The organism is Lentimicrobiaceae bacterium (assembly GCA_023227965.1).
Taxonomy (GTDB): Bacteria; Bacteroidota; Bacteroidia; order Bacteroidales; family JALOCA01; genus JALOCA01.
Window position 1 is genome coordinate 1 of the sequence record JALOCA010000029.1, and the last position, 26,233, is coordinate 26,233.

The 26,233-nt window shown below is 38.8% G+C and carries 13 protein-coding genes and 1 CRISPR repeat array (1 of these 14 cut by a window edge); all 13 genes read left to right on the forward strand.

Going from position 1 to position 26,233, the window contains the following annotated elements; genetic code table 11:
• Window positions 1-1,370, forward strand: a 1,370-nt coding sequence (locus tag M0R21_09970; GenBank protein MCK9618146.1) for a T9SS type A sorting domain-containing protein, incomplete at its 5' end; no start/stop codon positions are given.
• 14 nt (window positions 1,371-1,384) lie between these two features.
• Window positions 1,385-5,842, forward strand: a complete 4,458-nt coding sequence (locus M0R21_09975; GenBank protein MCK9618147.1) for a C25 family cysteine peptidase — start codon at window positions 1,385-1,387, stop codon at window positions 5,840-5,842.
• Window positions 5,843-5,919: 77 nt separating this feature from the next.
• Window positions 5,920-6,483, forward strand: a complete 564-nt coding sequence (locus tag M0R21_09980; protein MCK9618148.1) for an AAA family ATPase — start codon at window positions 5,920-5,922, stop codon at window positions 6,481-6,483.
• Window positions 6,484-6,693: 210 nt separating this feature from the next.
• The gene (cas6, locus tag M0R21_09985; protein ID MCK9618149.1) at window positions 6,694-7,602 is read left to right on the forward strand and encodes a CRISPR-associated endoribonuclease Cas6; all 909 of its coding nucleotides are present in this window, start codon (window positions 6,694-6,696) and stop codon (window positions 7,600-7,602) included.
• Window positions 7,577-9,001: a hypothetical protein gene (locus tag M0R21_09990; protein ID MCK9618150.1), complete on the forward strand. Its 1,425-nt coding sequence runs from the start codon at window positions 7,577-7,579 to the stop codon at window positions 8,999-9,001. Before cas6 ends, M0R21_09990 begins: the two co-directional genes overlap by 26 nt.
• A gap of 12 nt (window positions 9,002-9,013) precedes the next feature.
• Window positions 9,014-10,111 (forward strand): type I-B CRISPR-associated protein Cas7/Cst2/DevR, encoded by a 1,098-nt coding sequence (gene cas7i, locus M0R21_09995; GenBank protein ID MCK9618151.1) that lies wholly within the window; start codon window positions 9,014-9,016, stop codon window positions 10,109-10,111.
• On the forward strand, window positions 10,111-10,770 hold the full coding sequence (cas5b, locus tag M0R21_10000) for a type I-B CRISPR-associated protein Cas5b (protein MCK9618152.1): 660 nt from the start codon (window positions 10,111-10,113) through the stop codon (window positions 10,768-10,770). Before cas7i ends, cas5b begins: the two co-directional genes overlap by 1 nt.
• Window positions 10,767-13,049 carry a CRISPR-associated helicase Cas3' gene (cas3, locus tag M0R21_10005; GenBank protein ID MCK9618153.1) on the forward strand — a complete coding sequence of 761 codons (2,283 nt, stop codon included), beginning with the start codon at window positions 10,767-10,769 and terminating at the stop codon, window positions 13,047-13,049. Before cas5b ends, cas3 begins: the two co-directional genes overlap by 4 nt.
• Window positions 13,050-13,814: 765 nt before the next feature.
• Window positions 13,815-14,552: a DUF6261 family protein gene (locus M0R21_10010; protein MCK9618154.1), complete on the forward strand. Its 738-nt coding sequence runs from the start codon at window positions 13,815-13,817 to the stop codon at window positions 14,550-14,552.
• A gap of 82 nt (window positions 14,553-14,634) precedes the next feature.
• Window positions 14,635-15,135, forward strand: coding sequence for a CRISPR-associated protein Cas4 (cas4, locus tag M0R21_10015; GenBank protein ID MCK9618155.1), 501 nt, complete (start codon window positions 14,635-14,637; stop codon window positions 15,133-15,135).
• A gap of 97 nt (window positions 15,136-15,232) precedes the next feature.
• The gene (locus tag M0R21_10020; GenBank protein MCK9618156.1) at window positions 15,233-15,607 is read left to right on the forward strand and encodes a four helix bundle protein; all 375 of its coding nucleotides are present in this window, start codon (window positions 15,233-15,235) and stop codon (window positions 15,605-15,607) included.
• 72 nt (window positions 15,608-15,679) lie between these two features.
• Entirely contained in the window at window positions 15,680-16,684 is a 1,005-nt protein-coding gene (cas1b, locus tag M0R21_10025; GenBank protein ID MCK9618157.1) for a type I-B CRISPR-associated endonuclease Cas1b, read from the forward strand.
• Between the two features lie 129 nt (window positions 16,685-16,813).
• Window positions 16,814-17,077: a CRISPR-associated endonuclease Cas2 gene (gene cas2, locus M0R21_10030; GenBank protein ID MCK9618158.1), complete on the forward strand. Its 264-nt coding sequence runs from the start codon at window positions 16,814-16,816 to the stop codon at window positions 17,075-17,077.
• A gap of 225 nt (window positions 17,078-17,302) precedes the next feature.
• A CRISPR array of direct repeats spans window positions 17,303-26,233; the repeat unit is 30 nt; unit sequence CCTTAATTCGCACCATATTGGAATTGAAAC (it continues 19,146 nt past the right edge of the window).

Consider the following 26,233-nt stretch of genomic DNA (forward strand, 5'->3'; position numbering starts at 1 on the left):
CCTTTGGCTCAACTGCCGATTCTGTTTCTGACGCTATGTTACTGAACATTTCACGTGCCCCCCTGGCAAATGCTGGCGAGGATGCTACAGTTTGTGCCGATTCCTTCATCATGCTTGAAGGAACTGCTTCAGATTATCAGAGTATCCACTGGACAACTTTTGGCACAGGAACTTTTAACGAACCAAATTCTCTTGTAACTTATTATCAACCAAGTGTAGAAGACATTGCAAACGGAGAAGTCGTTTTGCAGCTTATGGCTTACGGAAATGGCACTTGCCAACCTTTTACCGATGATATAAAATTGCAATTTAACCCTTTGCCAACAATTAGTGTTCCTTCTGAATTTGAAATCTGTTCCGGTGAAAGTACCCAGATTCCTCTTACACTTACCGGGGTGGCTCCATGGTCAATTCAAACACTTGACGGGCAAACTCTTACCGCTAATTCTTCTCCCTTTAGCTGGGAACTGGCTCCTGAAAATACGGAAACTGTAACATTATCTTCCGTTACCGATGGAACAGGCTGTACAAATAACGGGCAAACAGAATTTACCATTACCGTAAATCCGCTTCCTTCTGCACAATTAAGCGGTTCTGCTGCAGTTTGCGAAGGTGAAAACACTGAGCTTACCCTCAGCCTCACCGGAACAGCTCCATGGCAGGTTACGCTGAACAATGATGAAGTAATTACGGCTTATGACACTCCATATACCTGGGCAATAACTCCTCAAAACGATATAACATATTCAATCACCAGAGTAAATGATGCAGATGGCTGCTCCGGATCCTTTTCGGGCGAAGCACAGATAATAATAAACACCTTCCCGGCTATACCTGCTACTCCGCAAGGACCCAAAACCGTGGATGTTCATTATATCAAGGTTTCGGAATTTACAACAAACGAAATACCTGAAACCAGCTTAATCTGGCTTTTAAGCCCTGAAAATGCAGGAACTATTATTAATAACGGAATAACTGCAGTGGTAGCATGGGACACAACTTTCAGAGGCGAAATTCTGGTGATGGTGAAGGCTTTGAACAAGTGCGGCGAAAGCGAATTTTCTCATGCATGGGAAACTGTCATTTACTCAACCCTTGGAATTGATGAACCTTCCCCTGAAAAATCTTTCAGCATTTTCCCCAATCCAAACAACGGTTATTTCAGTGTTGCTTATAATCTTATGGGCAATGAAACCGTAAAAATGCGTATAATGAACACATTGGGAGCTACAATCTGGGAAAAGAATGCCGTAAACATCTCTGGAAATGAAGCTTTAAATTTCGCTTTGCCATTCATCGAAAAAGGCATTTATTTTTTTATTATTGCAAATCATAAAATCAATTTAACCTATAAAATAATAATTCAATAAAATCACATACAAAAATGAGAAAACTACTTACCTTATTATTAGCCATTTTTGCTTTTACTACCTTCGGTAAAAGTTGGGTGGGAATACATGATCTACAACCATCTCCGGCTCAAAAAATCCTGATTTCTTCTGACATCCGGACATCGAAAATCCAATTTTCCATTCCTGGATTTAACATGCAGGAAGTTACTACCCCAAAGGGTAGCCAATATGTTATCAGTGTGGGCGAAGGTACTCCCCTCCTCAAAAAAGGGGCACCCGACCTTTCCAAGCTCACCGCTTCGGTAATTATTCCTGATAAAGGAAAAATGGAAGTCAGGGTACTGGCTTCCGAGTTCACTGATTATCCCGATATGGATATAGCTCCTTCCAAAGGAAATTTATACAGGGATACTGACCCCTCTGCTATTCCCTTTATTTATGGCAAACCCTATTCCGAAGACAAATTTTACCCCGGAACTCTTGCCGAATTTCACAATCCCTACATCATTCGCGACCATCGCGGACAAACTATCGTTGTTTATCCCTTCCAATATAACCCCATTTCCAAGGTTTTAAGAGTATATAGCTCAATTATAGTGGAAATTTATTCAACAAACGAAAAGGGAATAAACACTCTCAGCAGCAAAAAAACATCGGGCAAAACTCCTGCCGGATTCCAGGAATTGTACAAAAGCCATTTTTTAAATGCTCCTGCTACTGACTATACTCCTGTAGATGAACAAGGGAAAATGCTCGTAATCAGTTATGGGCAATTTATGTCTGCTATGCAGCCCCTTGTTGACTGGAAAAACCAGCAGGGAATAGAAACCGAATTGATTGATGTATCTACCATCGGAAGTACAGCATCGGCAATAAAAACTTATATATCTGACTATTATAATGCTAATGACCTTGCATTTGTTTTATTGGTAGGCGATGCAGCCCAGATTCCTACTAACACCGGCACAGGTTTGGGAGGTCCATCAGACAATGCTTACGGTTTTATTGTTGGAAACGACCATTACTCAGATGTTTTTGTGGGAAGATTTTCTGCCGAAAACCTCACACAGGTAGAAACACAGGTACAAAAGGTTCTGATGTATGAAAAGGCACCTGTTACCACTACTGACTGGTTTTCAGTAGGAGTTGGTATTGCTTCCAGCCAGGGAACAGGCGATGACAATGAATACGACTACGAACACATGCAAAACATAAGGGAAAACAAATTACTACCCTTTACTTATACCGGAGTATCCGAGTTATACGACGGTAACCAGGGCGGACTTGATCAACCTGGTAATCCTACTCCAGCAAATGTAGCTACCGAAGTAAATGCAGGGGCTTCCATCATTAACTATACCGGTCATGGCAGCGAGATTTCATGGGGAACAACCGGTTTTTCAAATTCCGATATTACTGCACTTACCAATGATAATATGCTGCCCTTCATCTTCTCTGTGGCTTGTGTAAACGGTAATTTCCAGGGACAAACCTGCTTTGCAGAAGCCTGGCTGCGTGCTACACACAATGGACAACCTTCCGGAGCTGTTGCTACTCTTATGTCAACCATCAACCAAAGCTGGGATCCGCCTATGGATGGTCAGGATGAAATGAACGACCTGTTAGCGGAAACCTACTCCGATAATTTCAAAAGAACTTTTGGCGGAATTTCCATGAACGGCTGTATGCACATGAACGACGAATACGGAGTTGACGGAGACGAAATGACTGATACATGGAATATCTTCGGCGATCCTTCGCTTGCAATACGTACGGCAATGCCACAATCAATTGTTGCCAACCATAATCCTACAATTTTCCTTGGTTCGACACAATTCAGTGTTAATGCCGATGCAGAAGGTGCTATAGTAGCTCTTACCATTAATAACCAATTGGTAGCCAAAAGTATTATCAATGGCGGAGTAGCAGCTCTCGATTTCGCAGCCCTTACCCAACTCGACACCCTGCACCTGGTAATTACCGGATTCAACAAGTTGCCTTACATTGCCGATGTTCCTATCATCCCCGCCGAAGGTCCTTATGTTACCTATGATAATTTTTTAGTTAACGATTTGCAAGGCAATAACAACGGTGCCATTGATTTTGGCGAAAATATTGCCTTTTCCATCGGGTTGAAAAATGTGGGTATTGAAACTGCCGAAAATGTAGTAGTTACACTTACAAGCGACAATTCTTTCATCAACATTACCGATAATACCGAAACCTACGGAAATATCCTTGCAGGCGGAACAATTTCGGTTGCCGATGGTTTCGCATTCACTGTTGCCGATTCAATTCCTGATCATCTTAGCCTACTTTTCAATTTAACTATAACTGATGGTACCGAAACATGGAACAGCAGTTTTGTTGCTTTTGCCAATGCACCTGTTCTTTCATTGGGCAATATTACAATTGACGATGCAGCAGGCGGAAATGGTAACGGAAGACTCGATGCCGGTGAAAATGTTCAACTGAAAGTTGTCATTTCTAACAACGGTCATAGCGATGCAGGCGAAGTCCAGGCTGTTCTGACATCTTCAAATTCTTTTATCACAATAAATAACGGAACTTTTATTGCTGAAACACTTGCCGCCGGACAAACCGCTGAAGCCATTTTCGACATCACAACTGCCGGAAACGCTACCATAGGTACAGTTGCCGATTTTATCTGCACACTCACTTCGGGCGTTTATCAGGCACAAAATACATATTTCCGCCCAATAGGTCTGATACTCGAAGACTGGGAAAGTGGTGGAATGACTGGATTTGAATGGGCTACCAGCGGTGATGCCGACTGGGATGTTTCTACTGAAACTCCTTACGAAGGAACTTACTGCATTAAGTCAGGACTAATAGGTGACAACCAGTCAACTTTTATTTCACTCGATTATAATGTAATGAGTGATGATAGCATTTCGTTTTATCGCAAGGTTTCCTCCGAAGCGGATTATGATTATCTTAAATTCTATATTGATGGAACTGAAATGGGAAAATGGTCTGGCGAAGTGGACTGGTCGAGGGTGGTATATACCGTAACTGCCGGTGAACACACTTTCCAGTGGGAATATACGAAAGACGTTTCACAGTCCAGTGGCACCGATGCAGCTTATGTTGATTTCATCATACTTCCTCCTGCGCTAACAACCACTGCTTATGCTGGCGCCGACGGTACTGTTTGCGAAGGGAATATATACCAATGCAACGCCATTGCAACTAATTATGCATCAGTACTCTGGACAACTTCCGGAACCGGTACTTTCAGCGATGCCACCCTGCTCAACCCTGAATATACCCCCAGCCAGGCAGATATTGATGCCGGACAGGTTGTTCTTACTTTTACTGCCTTCGAACAGGGAAAAAGCGATGCTACCGACCAGATAATTCTTACTTTAAACAAAAATGCTGTTGTCTTTGCAGGCGATGATTTCACAGTTTGCGAAAACGAAACCGTTTCCATTACAAACTCCTCTGCAGTAAATTATACTGCATTGAACTGGACAACATCCGGAACCGGTACTTTCGACGATGTTACCCTGCTTAACCCTGTTTATATTCCCAGCGCTGAAGACTATTTAGCCGGAAATGTTACCCTTAACCTTACCGTTACAGGAATGGCTCCCTGCGGTGATGTTGCTGATGGTACCGTAGTTACCTTTACATTGCTCCCGGATACTCCCGAAATTCCGACTTCCGCTTCCAATCGTATCTGTCAGGATGCTCCGGATACCGAAGTAACAACCACAGGAAGCTCTAATGCCATTGATTATACATGGAGCATCGAACCTGTGGAAGCAGGAATAATAACCGGAACTACAACCCAGGCATCCATCAACTGGAGCCCTGACTTCTTCGGTGCTGCTAACATTACTGTCAAAGCACTGAATACCTGTGGTGAAAGTGATTATTCCTCCGCACTTGCCATTACACTGGTTCCCTTCCCTCTGGCTCCCGAAAAACCTATGGGAAGTGATTCTGTGGATGTGTTTATCACTACATCCTCCGACTTCCGGGTAAACAAGGCAATGCATGCTCTTACCTACACATGGAATATAGAACCTGTCGCCGCAGGTACCATAGCCGGAAACGACACCATTGCAACCATCACCTGGAGTAACTCATTCACAGGAACAGCAAATATCAGTGTTAAATCTGTTAACTCCTGTGGCGAAAGTGTATTCTCGGAAATAAAAACCGTTACACTTTATTCAACGTATGGTATTCCGCAAAATATACCATCCAATACCATTGCAGTGTATCCCAATCCTTCCAACGGAAATTTCGTAATTGAACTGAAAGGTATATCCTCCCATACCGTTGATATCCGTATTGCCAACGAAACGGGTATGAATGTGTACAAACAAAACAACATCAACATACAGGAGCAAAATATCCTTACCATGCAGTTGCAATCACTCAGCAACGGGGTATATTACCTTTTTGTTGAAGGGAAAAATTATCGCAGTGTACAAAAACTGATCATCAGCCGTTAATATATTTTTATCCTATCTTTATTACCCCGGAACGACATTTTTACCGTTTCGGGGTAATTTTTTTTACTTTTGCGCATATGATAATTGTTGGTATTACAGGAACACTCGGCGCCGGAAAAGGCACTATTGTAGATTATCTTACGAAAAATAAAGGGTTTAACCATTTTTCGGTGAGGGCTTTTTTAATCCGGGAAATTGGAAAATGCGGGCTGCCTGTAAACCGCGACAGTATGACTTCCGTAGCGAATGCGCTCAGGGAACGGCACACCCCTTCTTATATCACCGATTGTCTTTACGAAGAAGCAAAAGCTACGGGGAAAAATTGTGTGATTGAAAGCATACGCACACCCGGAGAGATTGATTCTCTGAAACAAAAGGGCAAATTTTATCTTTTTGCCGTAGATGCTCCCCCCGAAATTCGCTACGAACGGGTGGTGAAACGCAATTCGGAAACCGACCAGATTTCCTTCGATACATTTTTGGCTAACGAAGCCCGCGAAATGACCTCCAACGACCCAAACCACCAAAACCTACACCTCTGCATAGCAAAAGCCGACTTTGTCTTTTCCAACGAAGGAGATATTAGTGCCCTGTACCGAAAAGTGGAAAGTGTCCTGGGAGACATATTACAAAATACATGAATTATTACACGTTAACATAACTCGTGTTTTTTTACAGGCAAAATGTTCATTTTTTACCTAAAAAGTGAATACTGTTGTTCCTTATATTTAGCGAATATTCATAAAACAGCAACGAATCTCTTCAAAAACCCTGCGTTTAAAAAGTTTTTAACAATTTCCCTTTCTTTTGTTATACTTTTATACCCTTACATTAAACTTTAATACTAATTCATGCGCTTTAAACTTACGTTACAATATGAATCGGCATTAAACCATTCAAAACGAACGAGTGTTCCGCTCGATTACCAGTTTGGATTGTCCTCGTTCATTTATAAAACGTTATTTACAGGGGATAATACTTTTGCATTATGGCTACACGACAAGGGATACGATTTTGATAAACATAAATATAAACTATTTACCTTCTCACATCTGAAATTAGAAGCGGAAAGCTATCGCACTGATAAGGATATTATGTATCTTAACGGCTCATATGCTACCCTTTATATTTCTTTTTTAACAAGAGAAGCCATTGAACCATTTATTATCGGTTTGTTCCGTGAGCAAAGTTTTTTTCTTGGATATATTCCTCATAAAACTATCTTTAAGGTAATAAATATAGAAAAGCTTCAGGAACATGAATTTAAAGAGACAATGTCGTTTATCACAACGTCGCCTTTAGTAGTAAGCAGCATGCGGTTGCGCGAAGGAAAGAATCCTATTGCAAGCTATCTGAGTCCCCGGAACGAAGAATTTTCCCATTTCTTTTTCAAAAACTTAATACGGAAACATAATGCCTGGTGCCAGCACGAAGACTTGCCATTATTTTCAGGAACGTCAGATGGTTTTACCCTGCAAATATTATCTCCGGAAAAAATGAAGAGTTGTATGTTTAAGAAAGGAAGCGAAAAGCAATCAAAAGTTATAGGATATGAATTTCGTTTCGGGTTGAATGCCCCGGTAGAACTCATTAAAACCGGTTATTATGCAGGATTTGGAGAAAAAAATTCTATGGGGTTTGGGTGTGTGGAAATAAAGCGACAATTGAACAACCTTTTAGCTCCCGGTGAAGCCGGAATTGACAGCGTTGAAAAAAATAAAAAATACAAGCAGAATGAAACAAACCTACAAAACGATTGACTACGAATGGCTGACTAAGCCAACCGGTGACCCGTTTGCCGACGCAGGCGGATTTACCATTGAATATCTTTCGAAGAAGTTTCCTGAAATGGATATTTTGGAACTGATAGATTACATTGCAAAGATTTACGTCGGAAGTTGGGATGGAAAAATAAACGCATTTTTCTTAAATTCAAAAATCACATCTCCAGCTTATAAAAATTCGGAAAAGGTCGAAGAAACAGTAAAATATTTCAGTAGCATAATCAATGAAACAGAGCCTTATGATATAGGCTTTTGCCGTGTAACAGGAAGGGAAACAAAGTTATTTTGGGGCGGTAGAAACAATTCTATCATGACTGGTTCAGGAACACTGGTAAATTTTCATCACTATTTTCAAAAAGGTATTTCCCTTTCAAAAGAAGTATTGGTAAGGATGCACTTTGTTCCTTTTGCTTGCCAGCAACTGCAAGGAAAAATAAGTTTGATGCAAAGCAGTAACGAGGAACTAAGCAAGTTATTTGTGAAAATGACCGTTGAAAGAAACCTTCATGAAATTGGTGTTGGACTTTCTGAAGGAGTGGCAAAATCTGACTACAATAAGCCAGCCAACGCTATTTTCGATTTCGTTGACTCAGCTCTCTCTCAATTGAAGGAATTTAATGAAGAAAATACTTTACCATCGTTGACGCTGTACCACTTTACAAATTTTGGGGCAAGCCCCGAAATTCAGATGTACCAACTTCCTGCAAAGGTTTTTCTTTTTTACAGGACTTGCTTGCAACCTAGGTTCAAGGATGATTGGCAAAAATTTGTTCGTTCGCATTACTACGACAAACAGCATAAAGGCGCAAAATACAACCTTCAAACAGAAAAATTTGAATTGGTTAAGTCAAAAGAAACTGAGGTTATCGACATTGAAGACTACAAACAATGGTTTAACCGGATTTTAAATAAACTATTAATCAATGAGAATATCAGACCAGAATTTCTTCGCTGGTCACGCAGACATCCATTTAACTTTGAAATAGTATCAATCTATCAACAAAACATTATAGGTATGAAAAAAGAAACCATTAACAAAATTAAAGAGTTGGCCGCTTTTCTCGTGCGGGAAGAAGATGCCGACAAGATCAAAAAACGTATTAAAGCGCTCGACGGTGCTAAAAATGCTTCTGCTTTGCGGCGATTCATTTTAAAAGATGTCGTGGCTGCAAACTATGCAGCAGGGAATGATGATCCTATCGTTTCGGTCGATGACTATGTGAATTATCTGTTCCCCGATGGCTCTTACTGGGCTGAAATCAGGGATCTTTTACTCATTGCCATTTATCAGGAACTTCATGAAAGGGATTTAATCTCAGAAGAATTGAAAGTTGAATTAGAATCAGAAGTTGAAGAAGAAGTAACAAATGAATAAATCGAATAAACTATGAAAAACATTAAAACACAAGGATTCATCTTAATTGACGTAGATGTTGTAGCATTAAATAATGCAGGTAAAAACACCCAAAGCAACAACGACAATGCAATTGCAACCAAATCGATCCGTAAAAACGGACGCAGTTATGTATATGTATCAGGCCAGGCATGGCGTTACTGGTGGCGCGAAGCTCTGCAAAAAAATGCAGGTTGGAATTTATCGCCAATAACCCGTGATGGGAAAATCGCTTTTACCAATGCCGATCCATTGAAATTCCCAGATGACGATGTTTTTGGGTACATGCGAGCAGCTAAAGATGCCGAATTAGATGAAAATGGAGAACCTGTAAAAGATAAAAAGGGTAACATTAAAATGACAAACGTAACGGTAACCCGCGTTTCTCCACTAAAGAACTCTGCTATTATTTCGGCAGCCAGTGTCCGTCCTGAGGAAAATTGGTCGAGTATGTCGCGTCAACAAGGTGATGCAGTACCCTATGAAAAGCAGGAATATTGTGCTACAATGAAAGGCATGTTTAGCTTAGACCTTTCGATGGTTGGTACATTTTCGAATTACGACCGTACTGGATATAAGAACCTGTCAATTACATTGCAAGAAGAAGCCATAAAAGATGGAGCTGAAGAAATCGACGATCCTTTTGTATTCGATGCAAAAGGGAATCCAAAGAAGATGATCCGGTTGGCCAAAGATGTTCGTAAGAAAAGAGCCAACGATACCATTCAAGCACTCAAAATCATTTCTGGTGGTGCCATGCAAACCAATAACATGGGCGATGTAACTCCAAAGTTTATTATTCTGGCTACAACTGCAACCGGAAACCATCCATTTAGTCATGTAGTTGGGAGTAAAGGACAACGCGATGAGGAAATAGTTTTCAATTTCGAAGGACTGGTTGAAGTACTGAAAGATTACAAAGACACTTTTGATGGTGCCGTATTTATTGGTCGCCGTAGCGGTTTTATGGATGAAATTGCAAACGAACTAAAAACGCTTGAAACCAGGACAGACATTCCAACAGTGAAAATTCTGTCGGTGAACGAAGCTATCGATCAATATTGCGAACAAATGAAATCCCAAATTGAATAATGAGAACATTCCGTATCAAAATAAACTCGTGGACTTCGAGCTTTAGGTATCCCAACCTGATTTCGGGTTTTCAACCTACGCTTGAAGTGCCGCCAGTGAGTACGGTAATGGGCTTAATCAATGCGGCATCTGGAAAGTATCTGGAAAATCGTGAAATTAAGTTAGGCTACTATTTTGATTTTAAAATCAAGACAGTCGATCTGGAAACAATTTATCAAATCAAAGCGAACGATAGGAATTACCCCGACAATTCGGTTAAGTCAAATGTAATCCAGCGTGAGTTTCTTTACGATTGCCAGTTATTTCTTTATTTGACCGATGAAGAATTGGTTTCATGTTTTCGGCAACCTGCCTATCAACTCCTTTTGGGGCGCAGTGGCGACTTGGCAGGAATCGAAAGCATCAAAGAAGTAGAATTGCAGGAAGTAAGCAATGCCCGTATTGCTGGGCAGGTTGTTCCTTTTACCGGGAACTATTTGCCGGGGCAAATTCAGGCTTTGCCCAAATACTTCAGCAATACCATTCCTCGTAAGAATATGGGAACAGAACCGTACTCCGTGATTTCGTACAACAATCCGGTTGATTCGCAACTAACCGGATTCAGGTCTGAATTGGAAGAATTCAACAGTGACATTTACTTTCACAAATTTGAAGTATGACAACAATAATACAGGAGGTTCTGGCCAAATCGGAACCTTCTGTTTCACTGAAACAGCACATTGACGAATGCCTTCGGGTGTACGAATCGCTTCGAAAAGCATTTGGGCGTTTACCTGTTGTCAATCCTGATCGTTTTTGGGAATTGATCCGATTAGGGATCATCTTTCACGATTTGGGGAAATCACATTCCGAATTTCAGAAGATGCTTTCGGGAAAACGCGCCAATTGGTATCACCAGCGGCATGAGTTATTTTCAGTACCGTTTATCGATCAAATAGATTTACCGGAAGAGGATAAGTCGCTTTTGAAATTGATTGTTGCCGGGCATCACAAAGATTTTTTCTTTCTGTTTGATCATATACAAAAGGGCTATAAAACAGGTGAAGACTTTCTTTCGTTGGGAGAAGATGGCAAGCTGGATTGGGATGAAGAAACCCAAAAACTAAACGACCGATTTATTCAATCGTTCCTGAAAGAATACAATGTTTCTTTAAACCCAAGCTCGCTAGCGTTGCCAATGCAACTGGTAAAAGATTATAAAGGAAGCCCTATCAATTCAACAAAAATCAATTTTCAGGAATTGTTATTGGCAGCAGGGGCTTTAAAACAGTGCGACCATTCAGCATCTGCAGGAGTTTTCAAAGTGAATGTTTTGGAAGAAAAACATTTCAACTTCTTGTATAATACCAAGTGGACTCCGTATTTTCATCAGAAAAGGGCTTCAGAAATCAACGGGAACATTGTGCTTACCGCGCCTACAGGGTCAGGAAAAACAGAAGCATCATTGATGTGGCTGCACAAACAAATGAAAGAGAACGGACAAGGACGGACTTTTTACATTCTGCCGTTTACTGCTTCCATCAACGCCATGTTTGAACGGCTCGACGAAAAGATGCAAGGCAATAGCGAAATAGTTGGTGTGGTTCATGGGAAACTTGCGGAATACATTGAAAGTCGTTTCGGTGAAGAAACGTATAGTTGGCAAAATGAAAAGCTGAAACATGAACTAAAAGAGAGTTTCAGGGCTTTAGTTCCTCCGATAAAAGTGGCAACCCCTTTCCAACTGTTGAAATCCATTTTCGGATTGAAAGGATTTGAAAAAGGCATTTTTGAAATGAGTGGAGGCTACTTCATTTTCGACGAAATCCATGCTTATGATCCCGAAGTGACAGCACAAATCAAAGTCTTGATTGAGTTTGCCACCAAATTTTTGAATGTGAAAGTCTGTTTGATGACGGCTACTTTGCCAACTTTTCTGAAAAAAGAATTTATAGAAGCCATGGGTGAGTACACAGAAATTAGTGCCGATGCCAAACTTTATCAATCGTTTATTCGTCATCGCATTAAAGTTACAGAAGGTCTGCTTTCAGAAAACATTGAAAAAATCCAGCGACGACTGGATGCAGGCGATAAAGTTTTGGTAGTGTGTAATACCGTAAAGCAAGCACAACTACTTTATAACAGCCTTGATACTTCAAAAAAAGTACTGCTTCATGGTGCATTTAATGGGATTGATCGAAACAAAAAAGAAACAGAACTAAAATCAGAAGATGTAGGACTTTTGGTCGGGACCCAAGCCATTGAAGTAAGTTTGGATATTGATTACGATGTGATTTTTACAGAACCAGCTCCCTTTGATGCTTTGTTGCAACGTTTTGGTCGTGTTAATCGCCATCGGATAAACGGACAGCACCGTCCACCGTGTGACTGCATCGTTTTCTCTGAGCGGAACGACACAGATAAGTACATCTATAAAAACGAAGAAGTTATCACCCGAACATTGGATGCCCTGAAAAACATTGAATCGAAAAACTCAGGAATAGTTGCCGAAAATGAACTACAATATTATATCGATCAGGTATATTACAAATGGTTTGAAAAAGACAAAGAAGATTTCGACCGGGTTTATACTCATTTGAAAGCCGACGTGATGGAAAACCTTGCACCATTTATCTATGATCAACATCGTGAAGAGGAGTTTGAAAAACAATTTGATGGAGTGAAAGTCCTTCCTGCAATCCTGAAAAAAGATTATCAGGAATTATTGGAAGCCAATAAATTCATCAAAGCAGAATCGTTAAAAGTGTCTGTTTCGAAACAGCGTTTTGCATCTCTGATTACTCAAGAAGGAATTCATCGCAATGCTTCAGCTTTTCAATTGCTACAAAAGGAAGAGATCAAAGAACAATCTTATTACATCATCGACCGTAAATATGACGATAAATTAGGGCTGCAATTAAATATTGAAGAAAGGGATAACGAAGTAATGATTATTTAAAACCAACGCCTTCTGACGCTGTCGGGGTGACTACCAACTAACCTGACAGCGTCTGCAAAGCCTGATAGCGTTGGATAAAATACCAAAACCTTCAAGGTTTACGACACCGTTCTTTGACATCTTGAAATTAAAAAAATCAATTCGTATATATATAAACAGCCCTTAAAACCTGGTGGATTTTAATAATCTGCCGGGTTTGTCAGGGTTAAGATGGGAAAAAATACTATTTGTATTTTTGAAGTGTTGATAAAGGCTTAATAATTTATATAACAAATGGTTCTTTGAAGTTTTTTTTATTTATCAGAAAAAGTCCGGATGGTACTACACAATAAGGAATGACATTTTTTAGTATTCAAAACGTGCCTCCCGGTTACAGAGGTGAATTTTAAAAAGTTTAAAACATGCTTCCCGGTTATAGAGGTAGGTTTTAAAAAATGCAGAACGTACCTCCTGGTTACGGAGGTAAATTTCAAAAAGTTTAAAAAATGCTTCCCGGTTACGGAGGTAGGTTTTAAAAAATGCAAAACGTACCTCCCGGTTACGGAGGTAAATTTCAAAAAGTTTAAAACATGCTTCCCGGCTACGGAGGTAGGTTTTAAAAAATGCAGAACGTACCTCCCGGTTATGGAGGCAGATTTCAAAAAGTTTAAAACGTGTTTCCCGGTCGCAGCGATGGATTTTTATCCGGGAAAAACGATCTACAGTAAAATACAAAAATCATTTTCCACATTATAATTTATTAAGTATTAACCTAAATCATGTGTTATGATTATAAAAATCAATTTTTCGATTATTCAGCACAAAGATTTACATACTTTTGGTAAACTGGCGCTGGAAATTTTTAAAGAAAAGACGTTGAGCGGTACGGGTGTAGATATATTTGTTACTCGTGCTGGCGCATCCTACACTAACTTTGAAAAAGCATTTGAACGTGAACTAAAAAATCCTTTAACTCCATTACTGGCACAAAAGGATGCTGAACGGGATGATGCTTTTTATGCTTTTCGTTCCTATGTTGAAGCCAGCTCGTTCCGTACCAGAGAAGGATGGAACGCTGCTGCTGCAAAAATTCTTGATGTTATACGCCGTCATGGCTGGCAAGCGCCTCACTTTGGTTACAAAGCCGAAACATCCGCCATTACCAGCATCATTGTAGAACTTCGTACCGGCTATACCATAGAACTTACCCTTTTGTCGGCTACCGAATTGCTGGATGAACTGGATACATCCGAAAAGGCATTCGAAACCATACAAAAAGAAATGCTTATACAACCGCAACCGGAAGGACTTACCATAGGAGGAACCCGTCCGGTGTTGGTTAACGATCTTAATTTATTGTTCAATATGGTGGGTTTGCAATGCGAAGCTACAAATAATCCGGAATTAATAGCCATTGAAAACAGCCTGAACGAACTTATAACCCTTACGTTAACGGCAGCCCGTGCCGCCGCTACCCGTAAAAACAACAAAACGGAGGAACCACCCGTAACGCCACAACCGTAAACCGGATAAAACCCTCAAGGTTTTTAAAACCTTGAGGGTTTCAATCCATTCAATCCATACAATCTTTACAATCCGCAAAACCATGCTAACCGGAATCCATTTTAACTACTACATGCTTTGCCACCGTGAACTTTGGCTTTTCGCCAACGGCATCACCATGGAACATACCTCCGACCTGGTGTATGAAGGCAAACTCATCCACGAAGAAAGCTATCCCCAACGCTCAGAACGCTACGAGGAGATAGAAATCGGAGGAATAAGGATTGACTATTACGACGCGAAAAATAAGGTTATTCATGAAGTGAAAAAATCGGATAAGGTGGATATTGCCCATGAGTGGCAGTTGAAATACTATATTTATGTACTTCGTCAAAACGGCATCGAAGGCGTAACCGGCATCCTCGAATACCCTAAACTGCGCAAAACCGATGAAATACTATTGAGTGAACGCGACATCGTTGAAATAGAAGAAATGACAAAAAAGATAGAAGAACTTATCTGTTCCGAACAATGTCCGCCACGGATAAAAATGGGAATTTGCAAAAACTGCTCCTACTTCGATTTTTGCTGGAGCGGAGAGTAGCTGCAGACTGTGCGGATTGTGCGGATTGTGCAGATTGAATGGATTGAGAACAGCTAATTCAAAAATTAATTGATTAAACCTCTATATAAAACAAATTATGGAAAGAAATCAGGGATGGCTTGCATTTAAAATCGAACTTAAAGAAAAGTATAAAAACTTTGCTTTGAATATAATAAAGCTTGTTGATATTTTACCCAAAACAACTTCTGCACGGGTTATTGGTAATCAGCTTGCAAAGTCTGGCACATCGGCTTACGCCAATTATCGTGCAGCATTGCGCGGACGTTCCAAAGCCGAATTTTACAGTAAGTTAAGCATCGTTGTGGAAGAAACCGATGAATCAGAAATGTGGCTTAACATTCTGATAGAATCCGGGATTTCAAACGATGAATTCACAAAAAATCTTTATTCAGAAAGCAACGAACTTATCAAAATCGTTTCTCATCTCCGTAAAACCATGTCCGACAAATAACCCTATAAGTCCGCACAATCCGCACAATCCGCACAATCCATTCAATCCTTACAATCCTTACAATCCGCAAACATGAAGAAAACCTACTACCTTTTCAATCCCGGCCGTCTCTCGCGCAAAGACCAAACCCTGAAATTTCAGCCCGTTGATGAAGAAGGCAACGAACTGCAACCCCGTTACCTTCCGGTAGAAAACGTGGATGATCTCTATGCCTTTGGTGCTTTGGATGCCAACAGTGCTCTATATAATTTCCTTGGCAAAAACGATATCGCCGTTCATTTCTTCGATTATTACGAAAACTACACCGGTTCCTTCATGCCACGCGATCAGTTGCTCGCCGGCAGAATGCTTATTTCGCAGGTAAAGCATCACACGGGAAAAACCAAACGTATCTGCATCGCCCGCAAATTTATCGAAGGGGCCGCATACAACATGGTGAAAAATCTGAAATATTATAATAACCGCGGAAAAGACATGTCGCCTTTCATCGAACCTATGGAGAAATATGCAGAGAATATCGCCTCCATTTCCGATGTGGACGAACTGATGGGAACCGAAGGGAACATCCGCAAAACGTATTATGATGCCTTTGATTTAATTCTTAACGATTTTTCGATGGATGGGCGCAGCAAACAACCTCCAAGAAACGAGGTGAACGCTTTGATTTCGTTCGGGAATATGATGTGCTATTCACAATGTCTGCGGGCTATACACCAAACGCAGCTCAATCCCACCATCAGCTACCTGCATACTCCCGGCGAACGCCGTTATTCGCTGGCGCTTGACATAGCCGAAATATTCAAACCCATCCTGGTGGACAGGGTTATTTTTAAGGTATTAAACAAACGCGAACTTCAGAAAGAAGACTTCGATATTCAGCTTAACCGTATTTTACTGAAAGAAAAAGGGAAAAAGAAATTCATCGAGTCGTTTGAAAACCGTTTAACTGAAACCATACAACACCGTGCATTAAAACGGGAAGTAAGCTACAAACATCTTATTAAACTCGAATGCTACAAACTCAGCAAGCATATATTGGAAATAGAAGAATACAAACCTTTTAAAATGTGGTGGTAAGAAAACTGCGGATTGTACGGATTATGCGGATTGAATAGATTGTTCTGATTAAAAAGATTTGACTGCCTACGCAATCCATACTATCTGCACACTCCTTACAATCCGTACAATCCATTCAATCTTTAGATTATGTATATAATATTAGTTTACGACGTAGGTGAAAAGCGTGTTGGAAAAATGCTTAAATTGTGCCGCCAATACCTGAACTGGATACAGAATTCCGTTTTTGAAGGCGAAATAACCGAAGTAAAGTTAAAAGAATTAAAATTCCGGGCGCAAGCGATAATGGATACAGAAACAGACAGTTTAATAATGTTTAAAACCCGGCAGGAGAAATGGTTAGAAAAAGAAATTGTAGGTTGTGAGCGATCGTCGCTCGATAGATTTCTGTAGCGAAAATTGTCGAAACATAATTCCTTTTATCTTCAGGAATGGATACAAAAGGAATTTCAAGGAAAAATATTCTTTGACCTATTGAAAAACAAAATGTTCCGATTTATGTCGAAGGTCGGTAATTTTTTTATCATTACAGTTCGACTACTTTTATGTTGATTTTTTTATTAATTTTGCACAAAATAAAAGCTGGGAATCAGCTTTTTATTTTAGTCGTTTCGACGGCCTTAATTCGCACCATATTGGAATTGAAACATCTTTCGAAACTGGAAAAAACCTGGATGGGTTATCTCCCTTAATTCGCACCATATTGGAATTGAAACTTCCCAAAATATTCATTTACTGCCTTCTTTACTCCAACCCCTTAATTCGCACCATATTGGAATTGAAACCTCAGTTTCAGTTTCACCATCTTCTAACCAGTTGATTGCCTTAATTCGCACCATATTGGAATTGAAACGTAAACCACCACGCATTTGCCAATCCTTGTACTAATTGCCTTAATTCGCACCATATTGGAATTGAAACATTTATCATCAAGTTCACGGTATGTTTCTTCAATTGCCGCCTTAATTCGCACCATATTGGAATTGAAACATAGCCTGTTGCTCAATCATTCCGAGTTCGTCAATGGTTCCTTAATTCGCACCATATTGGAATTGAAACTTGCAATTTGTATTGCTTTCTCTTTAGAAATTGTATAACCTTAATTCGCACCATATTGGAATTGAAACATAAGTTTTCTATTTGATTCATTTTCTTTTTCTAACCTTAATTCGCACCATATTGGAATTGAAACATCATTTCAGTTAAACCATATTCGATAGCCTGTTGCTCCCTTAATTCGCACCATATTGGAATTGAAACGTAATATAATGGGTTTAATTCTGATTTGAAAAATGTTTTCCTTAATTCGCACCATATTGGAATTGAAACATTAATTCCTTTTCCGATAATTGGTTGAGCAATATTGCCCTTAATTCGCACCATATTGGAATTGAAACTTAAATGACTTCCCATTTTTATCCATATAATCAAATTCCCTTAATTCGCACCATATTGGAATTGAAACGTACGACCTTATTACCGTTGACATTGCCGAACGCTTGGCCTTAATTCGCACCATATTGGAATTGAAACATAGTTCTATTGAATTCTTGTATAGCCTATTTGCTATTTCCTTAATTCGCACCATATTGGAATTGAAACAAAAATGACGGACTTCATATTGATGATTTTAAAGACTGCCTTAATTCGCACCATATTGGAATTGAAACTTCAAAGTTGGAAGCTTGGATGTGATGATGTATTTTGTCCTTAATTCGCACCATATTGGAATTGAAACATAGCTGTACGCCCCCAACTCTCGTAAGCGGAGGGCATCCTTAATTCGCACCATATTGGAATTGAAACATATATATTCTTGATTCATTTGTATATCCATTTTCCTTCCTTAATTCGCACCATATTGGAATTGAAACATCCCGGCAAGCTGTGCGATTTCGGGTAATATTTTATCCTTAATTCGCACCATATTGGAATTGAAACATATAAAGTCCGTCATTTTTGGCAAGAATGTATCCATCACCTTAATTCGCACCATATTGGAATTGAAACGCAAATGCCCGACGTTGTGATGCTGAAGGTTTCCACTTCCTTAATTCGCACCATATTGGAATTGAAACATGGCTTTGCAAAAGTTTCCCAGGAAGGAAAAGTGAAACCTTAATTCGCACCATATTGGAATTGAAACAGAAATAAAACCACTCTTTATGGAATTTTACAAAAAGACCTTAATTCGCACCATATTGGAATTGAAACATGGTACGGATAGCGCCTAATGACAAAATAGCTTCCCTTAATTCGCACCATATTGGAATTGAAACTTACTAAGCATGTCTGAAGGATTTAATGCAGCGAAAATCCTTAATTCGCACCATATTGGAATTGAAACATTTGTTAGTCCTTTTAATTTTCAGCAGGTATAGTGAACCTTAATTCGCACCATATTGGAATTGAAACGCAATAGATTGAATCTCTTCTACTTTTTCAATTATTTCACCTTAATTCGCACCATATTGGAATTGAAACGTCTTCGGGCCATTCTACCACTTCCCACTTTAATACGCCCTTAATTCGCACCATATTGGAATTGAAACATCCAGGCAGCCAGTTTTTTTCTATTAACTTTCGGACCTTAATTCGCACCATATTGGAATTGAAACATCCAGGCAGCCAGTTTTTTTCTATTAACTTTCGGAAGCCTTAATTCGCACCATATTGGAATTGAAACTTAAGTTCTTTTTTAGAATATTGCTTAGGTTCTTCAGTCCTTAATTCGCACCATATTGGAATTGAAACCCCTGTTTTATTTCAATTTTCCTGATACGTGTAGACCTTAATTCGCACCATATTGGAATTGAAACATATATGTTAAACCAACCTCAAAAAAATAAAATGGATACCTTAATTCGCACCATATTGGAATTGAAACGTGGGTTGGTGGTAAATTGTCCTGTAATTACCGCCGTGCCTTAATTCGCACCATATTGGAATTGAAACATAAGAAGAAATTTTGAAAGTAAAAAACATCCATATCGCCTTAATTCGCACCATATTGGAATTGAAACATATTATCAACGACACTATTACCGCTAAATTTCAAAGCCCTTAATTCGCACCATATTGGAATTGAAACTTAAAATCCCTGCTAAATTTTAAGAATTTTAAAATTGTCCTTAATTCGCACCATATTGGAATTGAAACATGTTTCCCTTTATTGCATCATCAAGCAATTGATTTAACCTTAATTCGCACCATATTGGAATTGAAACATATGAGTTTGCGTTAATGCGGTGCCGCATGTGGCCTTAATTCGCACCATATTGGAATTGAAACTTCAATTTGACGATATTTTTCCATCCATACATCGTCGTCCTTAATTCGCACCATATTGGAATTGAAACGACTCAAGTAACTGACAGCTCGATTATAACGACAATTCCTTAATTCGCACCATATTGGAATTGAAACGTAATGTCGCTCAGATTGTTGCTCTTTAGCAGGTAGTTCCTTAATTCGCACCATATTGGAATTGAAACATTCAAAAGTCGGTGGAAGATCATTCAAAACGGCTAAACCTTAATTCGCACCATATTGGAATTGAAACTTCTGTTGTTGTTCGTGCCCCCGGCAGAAAAGAAGTTTCCTTAATTCGCACCATATTGGAATTGAAACATACAAGTTTAAGAAACAATACATTAACGTGCCTGTGGCCTTAATTCGCACCATATTGGAATTGAAACAAATGCCCAGCTCTTGTCTTCCGAAAAAGCCAAATCATCCTTAATTCGCACCATATTGGAATTGAAACTTATAAAAAACGATGAAATCACCCTGAATGACGGTAAACCTTAATTCGCACCATATTGGAATTGAAACATTTGAACTGCAACAACAAATCAACAATGATTATCTCGACCTTAATTCGCACCATATTGGAATTGAAACGTCTTTTATGACTTTGCTCATCAGAATTGCTTATAATTCCTTAATTCGCACCATATTGGAATTGAAACATGGCTTCTTGTTTGTTGGCTGCCTGAATCGGCTCATACCTTAATTCGCACCATATTGGAATTGAAACATGCAAAAATCGAAACGCTTAATCAGGAAAAAACCCAGCCTTAATTCGCACCATATTGGAATTGAAACGCCTTGCTTCAGCAAATGAAGATGATTACCGCCAGCCTTAATTCGCACCATATTGGAATTGAAACCTCTTTTTCTGATGATTACGTTTTAGATTTTGCATACTCCTTAATTCGCACCATATTGGAATTGAAACATGCTTACTTGCGGAAATTTTTCTTTTAGTTTCATTACCTTAATTCGCACCATATTGGAATTGAAACAAATTATCCTGTATGGTTTGATTAGAACCATTTATGTACCTTAATTCGCACCATATTGGAATTGAAACTCCCAATCTCCTGTTGCCCATGTACTTGAACCAATATCACCTTAATTCGCACCATATTGGAATTGAAACATGGGGAACGCGGTAAGGATCATACAATATTCAGTATTACCTTAATTCGCACCATATTGGAATTGAAACATCATAGCATGACGCGCCTGCTTTTCATGATCGAGATCCTTAATTCGCACCATATTGGAATTGAAACAACAAACGGCTTGATGGGATATTTAGAAGAAAATTGCACCTTAATTCGCACCATATTGGAATTGAAACGTTTTTGCAACCTCCGGGGTTCTGAAATTATTCTGCCTCCTTAATTCGCACCATATTGGAATTGAAACGTCGGACGATCAATGTCTTTTAAAGGGTTTATTACTTCACCTTAATTCGCACCATATTGGAATTGAAACACCGAAATACTATATCCTCCGTATTCATCTGCTTTACCTTAATTCGCACCATATTGGAATTGAAACATATCAGGTTGAAGTGGAAAATTGGCATCTCGAATTTTCCTTAATTCGCACCATATTGGAATTGAAACGTGATAAACTGCTAGATGAAAGTGAAGACCTAAATCCAACCTTAATTCGCACCATATTGGAATTGAAACTTTGTAATTCGTTTTCGCATTACAAAAGTAAAATATTTCCTTAATTCGCACCATATTGGAATTGAAACTTCGTTATATTTATTAAGTTATACTAATTTGATACCTTAATTCGCACCATATTGGAATTGAAACGAAATACGCAAAGCGGCCATGATGGCCGCTTTGGCCTTAATTCGCACCATATTGGAATTGAAACATTTGTTTTCTTAAAAAGGTAATTTCTTCTTTTAAAGACCTTAATTCGCACCATATTGGAATTGAAACGCAGCATTCATAATAAGTTTATTTGCAGCTTGTTCAGCCCTTAATTCGCACCATATTGGAATTGAAACATTGTATACCCGCGGTAATGTCCCTGATCGGCATTGAACCTTAATTCGCACCATATTGGAATTGAAACTTCCTTCAGTGGTAAAGTCTCTAAAAATATTGTCATATCCTTAATTCGCACCATATTGGAATTGAAACATAATAATAGGAATTTCCATAATTGAAGGCAAATTACACCTTAATTCGCACCATATTGGAATTGAAACGTAATACGTTTCGCCACTATCTGAAATAGATTTGCCATCCTTAATTCGCACCATATTGGAATTGAAACGGGGTCATGTATCCTTTAAAGAAAGTTTTTTGGGATTTCCTTAATTCGCACCATATTGGAATTGAAACATGAGTAAATTTCATAAGGCTCTTCTTGGTAAGTTCCTTCCTTAATTCGCACCATATTGGAATTGAAACTCTGTAAAATCGTCGTACAACCTGCGGCCAAATTTGGCCTTAATTCGCACCATATTGGAATTGAAACGTACGAAGAATCATCAAGACGGTAGATGGTAATTCGAACCTTAATTCGCACCATATTGGAATTGAAACTTGCTAAAAAAGCTTCTGATGGTTTCTATATTAATCCCTTAATTCGCACCATATTGGAATTGAAACATAAAATTTAAGAGCTTTACCCGGTTTCCTCCCATGATCCTTAATTCGCACCATATTGGAATTGAAACGCATTCAGAGCTACCATTAGGTAATCCCCAATGGCACCTTAATTCGCACCATATTGGAATTGAAACATTGAAAAACTGGATAGCTTTTCAACTGCAATTCGTCTCCTTAATTCGCACCATATTGGAATTGAAACATTTGTTTCAGTTGATACTCTGTTAACGGAGGTTCACACCTTAATTCGCACCATATTGGAATTGAAACACCAGTTTGCCGGTAAATTCAACCGAAAGTCCCGGGAACCTTAATTCGCACCATATTGGAATTGAAACCGAAATAAGGATTGACTGTACGGAAAAGGAGATCGACCTTAATTCGCACCATATTGGAATTGAAACGCGTAAGTATCGAAGGAGTGCCGTTCAACATAAAATGCCTTAATTCGCACCATATTGGAATTGAAACATCGAAAAAGCTAAAAATGTAATGCAAGACAAACGAAACCTTAATTCGCACCATATTGGAATTGAAACCCTTTAAGGAACAGGCTTCTCCGGAGGATTTGTCTGCCCCTTAATTCGCACCATATTGGAATTGAAACATATCATGGCTAAGGCAATGATTATTGTCTTCATAACCCCTTAATTCGCACCATATTGGAATTGAAACATGCAAACAATTGTAAATTCCTTACTATTGCCATGCAGCCTTAATTCGCACCATATTGGAATTGAAACATATCAACCGGCTGAATCGGTTCTGAATTATGAAATCCTTAATTCGCACCATATTGGAATTGAAACTTGTATATCCATCCACGTCTTCGGTAGCAAGGGTAATCCTTAATTCGCACCATATTGGAATTGAAACGTCATCAAAATCAATGTGCCGGATTTGCAGAAAACCCTTAATTCGCACCATATTGGAATTGAAACATATGATGGGCATGTTCAAAAACAGCTTCATTTCCCCCTTAATTCGCACCATATTGGAATTGAAACTCATCATTTTCTGTGCGATATATTTCAATAGAACCCTCTATCCTTAATTCGCACCATATTGGAATTGAAACACAATACCACAAATGATATAAAAACGGTTTTTGCCGATCCTTAATTCGCACCATATTGGAATTGAAACATTCAGGCTATGGAGCAGGGGCTTTGCAAAATCTATTCCCTTAATTCGCACCATATTGGAATTGAAACCTGATATATAGCACATTACACAAATACAATATTATTATCCTTAATTCGCACCATATTGGAATTGAAACCGCTGATTTTCTGATATTTCGCACAGAGAAATTGTTCGCCTTAATTCGCACCATATTGGAATTGAAACGGAGCATAAAGCTTCTTGTGATATGCAGCAACTTGCCCCTTAATTCGCACCATATTGGAATTGAAACAGCAACAAACCGATACAGAAATTAAATCAATAATTATAACCTTAATTCGCACCATATTGGAATTGAAACGTTCTACCTGGTAACCGTAGGATTCCAATTCCTTTTTTACCTTAATTCGCACCATATTGGAATTGAAACATAGAAGAAGAGTGATCTATTACAAGTATTAATCCTTCCCTTAATTCGCACCATATTGGAATTGAAACTTATTCAGATGCAATGTCGAACTCCCAGAACCAAATTGTCCTTAATTCGCACCATATTGGAATTGAAACGGAGTAATGGATATAAACCTTTTGACGATTACATCAACCTTAATTCGCACCATATTGGAATTGAAACATACAATCCATCAGGTTCTTGCCTTTCAGCCATTCTTTTCCTTAATTCGCACCATATTGGAATTGAAACATTCATCTAATGATGCAAGTAAAGGCGGTACACTTTTCCTTAATTCGCACCATATTGGAATTGAAACGGATTATATTTCCTGTCTTCACCATAAAGAATTGGGTTACCTTAATTCGCACCATATTGGAATTGAAACAACACGAAATCCTGTGGATTAATTACGAATTATCCAGGCCTTAATTCGCACCATATTGGAATTGAAACATTTTATCATTCGTTATTTTAAATGATCCGTTTTTGAACCTTAATTCGCACCATATTGGAATTGAAACTTTAATTCAATGTCATTCATTTTCCATTTCTTCAAATTCCTTAATTCGCACCATATTGGAATTGAAACGTAAAAAATACTCGCTTTTTTCTTAATCAACACCTATCCCTTAATTCGCACCATATTGGAATTGAAACAACGTATAAAATTCTGAACGAAACCTATCAGAATAATCCCTTAATTCGCACCATATTGGAATTGAAACAAGGTAATTCGGTCAGAAACGGAGCGTTCAATTTTAACCCTTAATTCGCACCATATTGGAATTGAAACGTAATTATACTCTCACGTTCAGCGACTGCCTCTTTTTTCCTTAATTCGCACCATATTGGAATTGAAACTTTGCAACAGGTTCTTGTCCTTGTTCTAACTCATTAATCCTTAATTCGCACCATATTGGAATTGAAACCAATCAAATCTGAACAGATATAACCCCTACGTCAATATCCTTAATTCGCACCATATTGGAATTGAAACTTCATATTATTTCTTTCATATGAGTGCTTATCTTCAGGCCTTAATTCGCACCATATTGGAATTGAAACAAAGTAAAACACATTTAATTTGCACCAACGCCCGCTTTCCTTAATTCGCACCATATTGGAATTGAAACATTTTAACGCTTCTGTCAAAATTAAAGAAGGTAAAATTCCTTAATTCGCACCATATTGGAATTGAAACGATAAAGTAGCTGAGATAAAACCTGTATTTGCCTTTATCCTTAATTCGCACCATATTGGAATTGAAACATAGCTTCTACTTCAGCTAAAAATGACTTAAACCGCCTTAATTCGCACCATATTGGAATTGAAACGTTTCTGCCGCTTGATGGCCTGCTGTATTACCATTTAGCCTTAATTCGCACCATATTGGAATTGAAACGTATTATATTCCTTATCCAGAAATTCCCGTATTTCCTTAATTCGCACCATATTGGAATTGAAACATGGAATATTAGCATATGATAAACGAGCTGATGAACCTTAATTCGCACCATATTGGAATTGAAACATTCAATATCCTGCCGGTAGCCTGGATCATATCAGCACCTTAATTCGCACCATATTGGAATTGAAACGTAATTCATAGTTTGAACTGATCAGCATCTTGCCTGAACCTTAATTCGCACCATATTGGAATTGAAACATATTATCTTGGATTAAGGCCTGGACAGGAACTTAGATCCTTAATTCGCACCATATTGGAATTGAAACATAATTTCGAATGCACCTACTGGCATATTTCCAACTAACCTTAATTCGCACCATATTGGAATTGAAACGTTTTTATAGGCATCCGTTTCTTTCCATTTTGCAAACGCCTTAATTCGCACCATATTGGAATTGAAACATAGAACCCTCTATTCCTGCTGGTAATTTGGGTTTTTTCCTTAATTCGCACCATATTGGAATTGAAACAGGTATCCGCCACAGGAATATTCACTGCAACGGATTTTCCTTAATTCGCACCATATTGGAATTGAAACTTCTTGTTTCTCACGCAGACGGAAAACAACCTGA